Source organism: Mycobacterium sp. E3298 (genome assembly GCF_001666895.1).
Classification (GTDB): Bacteria; Actinomycetota; Actinomycetes; order Mycobacteriales; family Mycobacteriaceae; genus Mycobacterium.
The window spans coordinates 1-8,067 of sequence record NZ_LZJB01000570.1; the positions used below are offsets into that span (position 1 = coordinate 1).

The 8,067-nt window shown below is 65.9% G+C and carries 10 protein-coding genes; 8 read left to right on the top strand and 2 right to left on the bottom strand.

The window, feature by feature from the left end; all coding sequences use genetic code 11:
- Nucleotides 1–404: 404 nt before the first annotated feature.
- The 6 genes from A9X05_RS26000 to A9X05_RS26025 all read left to right on the top strand — a co-directional run bounded on the left by A9X05_RS26000 (nucleotide 405) and on the right by A9X05_RS26025 (nucleotide 5,840).
- Nucleotides 405–1,298, top strand: coding sequence for a PE domain-containing protein (locus tag A9X05_RS26000; protein WP_067785018.1), 894 nt, complete (start codon nucleotides 405–407; stop codon nucleotides 1,296–1,298).
- Between the two features lie 59 nt (nucleotides 1,299–1,357).
- A complete protein-coding gene (locus A9X05_RS26005) occupies nucleotides 1,358–2,515 on the top strand; it encodes a PPE family protein (protein ID WP_067785021.1) in 1,158 nt (385 codons plus the stop codon).
- Nucleotides 2,516–2,676: 161 nt separating this feature from the next.
- Complete coding sequence (locus A9X05_RS26010; protein WP_007168951.1) at nucleotides 2,677–2,973, top strand: WXG100 family type VII secretion target; 297 nt, start codon at nucleotides 2,677–2,679, stop codon at nucleotides 2,971–2,973.
- A 44-nt stretch (nucleotides 2,974–3,017) separates the two neighbouring features.
- Complete coding sequence (locus A9X05_RS26015) at nucleotides 3,018–3,302, top strand: WXG100 family type VII secretion target (protein ID WP_046184805.1); 285 nt, start codon at nucleotides 3,018–3,020, stop codon at nucleotides 3,300–3,302.
- A 247-nt stretch (nucleotides 3,303–3,549) separates the two neighbouring features.
- Nucleotides 3,550–4,323, top strand: a complete 774-nt coding sequence (locus tag A9X05_RS26020; RefSeq protein ID WP_067785024.1) for a response regulator transcription factor — start codon at nucleotides 3,550–3,552, stop codon at nucleotides 4,321–4,323.
- On the top strand, nucleotides 4,320–5,840 hold the full coding sequence (locus A9X05_RS26025) for a cell wall metabolism sensor histidine kinase WalK (protein ID WP_067785027.1): 1,521 nt from the start codon (nucleotides 4,320–4,322) through the stop codon (nucleotides 5,838–5,840). The genes A9X05_RS26020 and A9X05_RS26025 overlap by 4 nt, the downstream gene beginning before the upstream one ends.
- A gap of 114 nt (nucleotides 5,841–5,954) precedes the next feature.
- On the opposite strand, the gene A9X05_RS31390 is transcribed toward A9X05_RS26025, so the two are convergent.
- Nucleotides 5,955–6,110 carry a hypothetical protein gene (locus tag A9X05_RS31390; RefSeq protein ID WP_156669919.1) on the bottom strand — a complete coding sequence of 52 codons (156 nt, stop codon included), beginning with the start codon at nucleotides 6,108–6,110 and terminating at the stop codon, nucleotides 5,955–5,957.
- 107 nt (nucleotides 6,111–6,217) lie between these two features.
- Nucleotides 6,218–6,790, bottom strand: coding sequence for a DUF6611 family protein (locus A9X05_RS31395; RefSeq protein ID WP_156669918.1), 573 nt, complete (start codon nucleotides 6,788–6,790; stop codon nucleotides 6,218–6,220).
- 414 nt (nucleotides 6,791–7,204) lie between these two features.
- On the opposite strand from A9X05_RS31395, the gene A9X05_RS32560 reads away from it, so the two are divergent.
- Nucleotides 7,205–7,333, top strand: coding sequence for a hypothetical protein (locus A9X05_RS32560; protein WP_255369311.1), 129 nt, complete (start codon nucleotides 7,205–7,207; stop codon nucleotides 7,331–7,333).
- A gap of 85 nt (nucleotides 7,334–7,418) precedes the next feature.
- Nucleotides 7,419–8,067, top strand: a 649-nt coding sequence (locus tag A9X05_RS26040) for a potassium-transporting ATPase subunit KdpA (protein WP_197499203.1), incomplete at its 3' end; no start/stop codon positions are given.

Sequence of the window (8,067 nt, forward strand, 5' to 3'; positions counted from 1 at the left end):
CACTGGGCGGATTTTAAGTCCGCTGCCTCTGCCAATTGGGCTATGGGGGCCCGGCGGCGAATCTAGCGCGCGGGCGCCGAAACCGGGACATCGCACCCCTGTCGAATAGGCGAAATGTCCGGCATGCGCTGGGGGCGGCCTTCGGTTAAGATCCGCGCCCGCGCGCATTAACCACGGCTTTCCGGCAGATGACAGATGACACGTCTATGTCATCCGGCAGGACCGTGTTAAAACTGCCGACCTCATCGTTAAAAAGCCGTAAACGGCTGTCACGCTGACGCTTTCGGCCGGGACCGTGGAGTCGTGGGTCGTTAGTGTTACGCCAACGCACAGGGGCCGTTACGCGAACACACAGGTCGATCCACCGCATGGGGGTCGGCTCGTTCCAACATTAGGAGCAATCGATGGCATTTCTGACAACACAGACCGAAGAGATGCTCGCTGCAGAGCAGCTGCTGTCGGGGATCAACACCAACCTGGCGGCGCAGAACGCCGGCGCCGCAGCGGCGACCACGGTCATCGCTCCCGCCGCCGCCGACCCGGTGTCGGCCCAGCAGGCGGCGATCTTCTCGGCGTACGGCACCCAGTACCAGGCAATCGCCACCGAGGCGCAGGCGTTGCTGGAGAATTACGCGCAGACCCTGGGCATCAGCTCCGGCAGCTACGGCGACACCGAGGCCATCAACGCGAGCCAGGCCGCGCTGTCGAGCGCCGCGTCGCCGGCCGCCGCCGCGGCCGCCACGCCGTCGAACACCCCGCTGGACTGGCTGGCATACCTGCTCGGTAGCACCGGCAACGGCACCAACCCGAACATGCTCGGCGGGATCTTCGGGCTGTCGAGCAACGGCGCCAACATCGGCAACATCGGCTTCGGCAACTGGGCCTCGGCCGGTTCGGACCTCCTGGGTCTGGCCGGTGGCGGCCTGCTCGACACCTCCGCCGCCGACGCCGCCGGTTCGGCGGCCGGTGCCGCGGGCCTCGCCGACACGACGGCGCCGATGGCGGGCGGCGGCATGGCCGGCATCGGCGCGGCGCCGATGGCCTCGATGGGCTCTGCCACGATGGTCAGCAAACTGTCGGTGCCGCCGAGCTGGGCCGCTCCCGCCACCCCGGTGGTCGGCACCAGCGCCGCACCGCTGCAGACGGTGGGCTGGACCGCCGCCGCCCCGCAGGCGGGCGCCGGCACGATCATCCCGGGCATGCCGGGCATGGGCGCCGCGGCACGCAACAGCGCCGGCTTCGGCGCTCCGCGCTACGGCGTCAAACCGATCGTCATGCCGAAACCGGCGACCGTCTAGTCCCTCGTCATTGCCCTCGAAACCTCGAATTTCTAAAGACAAAGGAGCGGGAAACCCAAATGGTTCTTGACTTTGCAGCAATTCCCCCGGAGATCACCTCTTCGCTCATGTACGCCGGCGCCGGCGCCGGGCCGCTGATGGCCGCCGCGGCCTCATACGCCAACCTGGCCGCCGAGGTCAGCGCGACCGCGACCCAGTGGGAGTCAATCGTCTCGTTGCTGACCACCGAAAACTGGACCGGTGGCGGATCGGCGGCGGCGGCGGCCGCGGCCCAGCCGATCATCACGTACCTGACCGAGACGGCCACGACGCTCGAGCAGGCCAGCGCACAGGCCACGGCCTCTGCGGCCGCGTACGAGGCCGCGTTCGCGGCGACGGTTCCGCCGCCGGTGATCGCCGCCAACCGGACGCTCCTGGCCACGCTCGTGGCGACCAACTTCCTTGGCGTCAACTCGGCCGCGATCGCCGCGACCGAGGCGCAGTACGCCGCGATGTGGGCTCAGGACGCCGCCATGATGGCCGCCTACCAGGCGGCGTCGGCGGCGGCGGGGGTGCTGACGCCGGTGACGCCGCTGGCGTCGACCACCAACCCCGCGGCCGCCGCGGCCGCGGACAGCACCGCGCTCGCCGCCGACTCGACCGGCGGCACGATCCAGGCGCTGGCTCCCGTTTCCAACGCGGCCCTGGCCGCGCCCAGCCTGCCATTCACGACTGACGGCATCCTGGGCTCGATTGACAACTTCCTCGGCACGCCGTCCGTGCTCAACGGCATCAACGGCGCCGTGAACACCGCGGCATGGTGGGTCTGCAACACCATCCCGACGGCCGTGTCGCTGGGGCACACCCTCGGAACGGTGCCGTCGATCCCGTTCGCCCTCACCGACTCCGTCACGCCGCTCGCCGGCGGCCTGGTGCCGGGCACGATGGTGGGCTCGGTGTCGGGCGCGGGAGCGTCGGCCGCCCTCGGCGAGGCCTCCGCGGTCGGCGGCCTGTCGGTGCCGGCCGGCTGGAACGCCGCCGCCCCGGCGACGTCGTTGGCCTCCTCCACCGCCCCGCTCGAGGGCTCGGGCTGGACGGCCGCGGCCGAGGCGGAGCCGGTCGCCGCGATGCCCGGCATGCCCGGCATGGCGGGGGCTGCCAAGGGCGCCGGTGCCTACGGCGCCGGGCCGCGATACGGCTTCAAGCCGATCGTCATGCCCAAGCAGGTTGTCGTCTGATGTCGGAATACCGGTACGGGAAATAAGGGGGTACATGTCACCCGTTTGAGGCGATCAGTTAACCGGTAGGTCGTAATCTGTCCATAACGCGGCCACCACCGCATCAATTGCAACTGTTAAGACTTCGAGTTTGAAGGCTTGAAAGACAAGGAGAAAGAAACATGGCAACACGTTTTATGACTGACCCGCACGAAATGCGTGCGATGGCGGGCCGCTTCGAGGTCCACGCCCAGACGGTCGAGGACGAGGCCCGCAAGATGTGGGCGTCCTCGATGAACATCGCCGGCTCGGGCTGGAGCGGTCAGGCGCAGGCGACCTCGTACGACACCATGGGCCAGGTCAACCAGGCCTTCCGCAACATCGTCAACATGCTCCACGGAGTGCGCGACGGGCTCATCCGCGACGCCAACAACTACGAGCAGCAAGAGCAGGCCTCGCAGCAGATCCTGAGCAGCTAGCAGCCGAAAACCACTGCTGTCCAACACTTCTAAGGAGCTAAGCAATGACCATTAACTACCAGTTCGGCGATGTCGACGCCCACGGTGCCTTGATCCGCGCCCAGGCCGCGTCCCTGGAGGCTGAGCACCAGGCCATCGTTCGCGATGTGCTCGCTGCCGGTGACTTCTGGGGTGGCGCCGGTTCGGTGGCCTGCCAGGAGTTCATCACCCAGTTGGGTCGCAACTTCCAGGTGATCTACGAGCAGGCCAACGCCCACGGGCAGAAGGTGCAGAGCGCCGGCAACAACATGGCCAGCACCGACAGCGCCGTCGGGTCCAGCTGGGCCTGACACCGCCTCTTCACTCGAAGGGCCCGCACGCCACGGTGTGCGGGCCCTTTTGGCTGCCCCGGGCAACTCTGATGCGCCGGGGTGCTGTGCGAAACCGGACCGCCGCACTGCGACATTCAACGACCATGCGAAGCAACGCTTTTGGATAACTGGGATCACCCGTCGAGTTGCTTCGCCGCCCGCGCACATTTGAGAACTCTATGAACTCCGTGACAGTTGGGTGTGCGTCTTGCCAGAATGTAGGAACATGACCGCAATGTCGGACTATGCGGGTGGCCAGCGCCCCCGCCAGGCCATCCTCGGGCAGCTGCCCAGGATTTACCGTGCCGACGGTTCGCCGATCAGGGTCCTGTTGGTCGATGACGAGCCGGCGCTGACCAACCTGGTGAAGATGGCGCTGCACTACGAGGGCTGGGTGGTCGACATCGCCCACAACGGACGCGAGGCCATGGCCAAGTTCGACAAGGTCAGTCCCGACGTGCTGGTGCTCGACATCATGCTGCCGGATGTCGACGGGCTGCGGATCCTGGAACGCGTCCGCCAATCGGACACCTACACCCCGACGCTCTTCCTGACCGCGCGGGATTCGGTGATGGACCGGGTCACCGGTCTGACCGCGGGCGCCGACGACTACATGACCAAGCCGTTCAGCCTAGAAGAGCTCGTGGCGCGGCTGCGCGGGTTGCTGCGCCGTTCCGGTCAGCAGACGCCGCCCGCGGCCGAAACCCTCAATGTCGGCGACCTCCGCCTGGACACCGCCAGCCGGGAGGTGAGCCGGGGCGGCACGCAGATATCGCTGTCCTCAACCGAGTTCGAACTGCTGCGCTTCCTGATGCGCAATCCCCGCCGCGCGCTGAGCCGCACCGAGATCCTCGACCGCGTGTGGAACTACGACTTCGCCGGGCGCACCAGCATCGTGGATCTCTACATCTCCTATCTGAGGAAAAAGATCGATTCCGGCCGGGAACCGATGATTCACACCGTGCGCGGTGTGGGATACATGTTGCGGCCCCCGGAATGAGCCGGGCCCGGGACGCCCTGTCCGGCGATCTTCCGCGGTGGCTGCCCCATTCGTTACGCCGCCAGCTCTTGTTGGGGGTCCTCGCCGTGGTCAGCGTGGTGCTGATGACGGTCGGCATCGTCTCCGTGCTGAGCCTGCGGGGCTACGTCACCGCGATGAGCGACGCCGACGTCGCCGAGTCGTTGGACGCGTTGGGCCATTCGTATCACAAATACGTTCGGGGCGAACATGATCCGGCCGTCGGTGCCAAGCCACTGCCGGAGGCGATGCTGCAGTTCACCGATCAGACGCCGGGAAACCTGATCGTGGTGCTGCATGAAGGCGCCGTGATCGGGTCGGCGGTGTTCTCCGAAGCCGAAGCGCGGCCCGCACCCGCCGACGTGGTGCGCGCCGTCGAGGCGCAATCGTGGGCAAACGGCCCGCCCCGGACCGAAAACCTGGGCAGCCTCGGGTATTACCGGCTCAAGAGCCACGTCGATGGATCGGACGTGCTGATCGCCGGCGTCTCGCTGAACCTCGCCGACCAGATCATCGCCCGCAAACAACTCACCACCACCCTGCTGATCGCGGCGGCGTTGACGGTCACCGCCGGGCTCACCGTTTGGGTCGTCGGCTACACCCTGCGCCCATTGCGCCGGTTGGCGGCCACCGCTGCGGAAGTCGCCGCCATGCCGCTCGCCGACGACGACCACCGAATCAGTGTCCGGGTGCGGCCGCGTGACACCAACCAGCAGAACGAGGTCGGCATCGTCGGCCACACGTTGAACCGGTTGCTCGACAACGTCGACAGTGCGCTGGCGCAGCGCGCCGAATCCGATCTGCGAACGCGGCAGTTCATCACTGACGCCAGCCACGAACTGCGGACCCCCCTCGCCGCGATTCAGGGGTACGCCGAACTCACCCGCCAGGACAGTTCGGAGTTGCCCCCGACCACCGAATATGCGCTGGCCCGCATCGAGTCGGAAGCGCGGCGCATGACGCTGCTGGTCGACGAGCTGCTGCTGCTGTCGCGCCTGGGCGAAGGGCAAGACCTGCAGAGCGAGGACGTCGACCTCGCCGAGCTCGTCGGCAACGCCGTCAACGACGCGGCGGTCGCGGCGCCGATGCACCACTGGGTGAAGGACCTACCGGCGGAACCGGTGTGGGTCCGTGGGGATCATGCGCGGTTGCATCAGCTGGTCAGCAACCTGCTCAACAATGCCCGGGTGCACAACCCGCCCGGGGTCACCGTCACGACCGCGATCGCCTGCCGCCGCGATGGTGCCGAGGCGCCATGTGCGGAGCTGACCGTGGCCGACGACGGACCGGGCATCGACCCGGAGCTTCTCCCCCGCTTGTTCGAACGGTTCGCCCGGGCGGACAACTCGAGGCTCAACGGAACGGGCACCGGGCTGGGCCTGGCCATCGTCAGTTCGATAGTCAAGGCGCATGGCGGCTCCGTAACCGCCGAATCCACCGAGGGCAGAACGGTTTTCCGCGTCCGGATCCCGATGACCGAAAAACCCGGCAGCCGCTGAAACCCGGCATTCACGTGTGCTTGCCCGAGGCCGATCTTTTGCGATGATTGGCTTTTCCTCCGACAAGCGCGCTTCTCGTCGGTTCGCTTGGACATCACATCGGCTCTGTCGTTTTCAACGCAACGCAGAATCGACGAGGTAAGCGCTGAGCTTCTCGTTCGCGAGCACCCGGGTTATGAACCAGCGCTGCATCTTTCCGAGGGTCAACGCGGTGATCCAACCACCGCTGGCCTCGGCCAGTGATTCGTCTACATCCAGCTTGGATTGCACATCGGCCGTCAGTGGCCAATATCGTCGCTGGCAAGAGCAGCAGGTTCTGCGCCCAATGATTGGACGGACACCGGATACCTGGACGCCTGAGGTTTTGTGTCAGCGCATCAGACATGCTCGATCTCTGCCACACGGTCGTAGGCATCCCACCAGACGGCCTCATGCTCGACCGGTGAGATCGCATGAGTCGTCAGCATGCGGTCGGCCTTGATCAGCATGTCGACCAACGTCCGCCATTGGGCGTACCTGCGCAGCTCCTGCACGTCGACGGTGTTGGGCATGAGGATGATCGACATCGACCTAGCTCGAACACGGGGAGGCCCGGCCCGGAAAAAGAGGAGCATGCTGATACTCAGGTAGGCGACCGCGGCGACTGTCAGCACGGTATCGGGTGAGTCCATTGCATTGCCCAACACCATGACGCACAACAGCATCAACGCGGCAGCGGTTAGCGGCCATGCACGCCACAGCCTCGCCAGCCGCCGGTCGGTGGTACTGGTTCCGGGCGGATAGACGATGAGGTTGTAGCGGCGAACCCCGTACTGGCTGACCGCCGCCCCATACGATCCCCAAAGGTGGTCACCGTCGAGCAGGCGCGAGAACCACGGCGGCGCGGCTGCTCTCCCCTGTGGTGGTTCGGTAACGCCGCGTTCGACGGTTCGGTGTTGGCGATCACGCATGAATTTCGGTCTACGCCGAAAGCACGGCACGTGCCGGGATGACAACGGCATCCATACGTCCGGGGCGCCAATGTTTACGGAACCTTAATCGACCCGGTGCGCAGGATCGGCAAAAGCACCGGCCAATGCCAGAGCTTGCGATTGACGAGGCCGGCCGCCGTGGAGGTCCTCAAAACTCCTGTCCGTCATCGTGATTGGGGACACCTACTCCGATGCTGAGATGAAAAAACGTGCCGCCGTCGGTCCGGACGTCGCCGGGCGGGAGTTGCTGGCAGGTTCGAACGAACGTGCGTAAAAAAACCGTAAGGGAGCCCTGGGCCACCGTAAGAAAAGTGTCAACCAATGGCCCTATCGGACCCGCCCCAACTAACTTCAAGCTGACCTTGCCTCCGAGAAAGCGCTGCGGCTAGCTCGATGAGGCCCTTTCGTATGCACGTGATCGGCCCGAACGGAGACAAGATGGGCGTGTTGGTGTACATCGTGCTCACGGTGGCGGTGTTCGCCATCCTCGGCACGGTTCAGAAGCTGGTCGAGCGGCTGTGAGTTACGAAAACATCGTCGGCTTGGCGCTTTCCGTCCTTCTGGCACTGTTTCTCGCGTGCGCCTTGCTGTTCCCGGAGAGGTTCTAGTGAGCACAACAACTGCGGGCGTCATCTTCCTGCTCGTCCTCGTCGTGGCCTTGGTGCTGGTGCACGTGCCCCTCGGCGACTACATGTACCGGGTGTATACCTCGGACAAGGACTCGTATGTCGAGCGGATCATCTACCGGCTGATCGGTGTCGACGCCCGCTCGGAGCAGACGTGGGGCGCCTACGCGCGCAGCGTCTTGGCGTTCTCGTCGATCAGCATTCTCTTCCTGTTCGTGTTCCAGCTCGTGCAGGGCAAGCTGCCGCTGCACCTGCACGACCCGGCCACGCAGATGACTCCGGGGCTGGCGTGGAACACTGCGGTCAGCTTCGTCACCAACACCAACTGGCAGGCCTATTCCGGCGAGTCCACGCAGGGTCACCTGGTGCAGATGGCCGGGCTGGCGGTGCAGAACTTCGTTTCCGCCGCCGTCGGGATGGCGGTCGCGATCGCGCTGGTGCGCGGATTCGCCCGCAGGCGCACCGGCGAGCTGGGCAACTTCTGGGTCGACCTGGTGCGCACGGTGCTTCGCATCCTGCTGCCGATTTCGATTGTCGGAGCGATCGTGCTCGTCGCCGGTGGCGCCATTCAGAACTTCCACCTGCACGACCAGGTCGTCAACACCCTCGGTGGCACGCAGCAAACAATTA

Coding starts and splice junctions, on each gene's coding strand:
- A9X05_RS26015 (WP_046184805.1), top strand. CDS start 3,018: ATGACCATTAACTACCAGTTCGGCGATGTCGACGCCCACGGTGCCTTG.
- A9X05_RS26000 (WP_067785018.1), top strand. CDS start 405: ATGGCATTTCTGACAACACAGACCGAAGAGATGCTCGCTGCAGAGCAG.
- A9X05_RS26005 (WP_067785021.1), top strand. CDS start 1,358: ATGGTTCTTGACTTTGCAGCAATTCCCCCGGAGATCACCTCTTCGCTC.
- A9X05_RS26020 (WP_067785024.1), top strand. CDS start 3,550: ATGACCGCAATGTCGGACTATGCGGGTGGCCAGCGCCCCCGCCAGGCC.
- A9X05_RS32560 (WP_255369311.1), top strand. CDS start 7,205: ATGAGGCCCTTTCGTATGCACGTGATCGGCCCGAACGGAGACAAGATG.
- A9X05_RS31395 (WP_156669918.1), bottom strand. CDS start 6,790: ATGCGTGATCGCCAACACCGAACCGTCGAACGCGGCGTTACCGAACCA.
- A9X05_RS26025 (WP_067785027.1), top strand. CDS start 4,320: ATGAGCCGGGCCCGGGACGCCCTGTCCGGCGATCTTCCGCGGTGGCTG.
- A9X05_RS26010 (WP_007168951.1), top strand. CDS start 2,677: ATGGCAACACGTTTTATGACTGACCCGCACGAAATGCGTGCGATGGCG.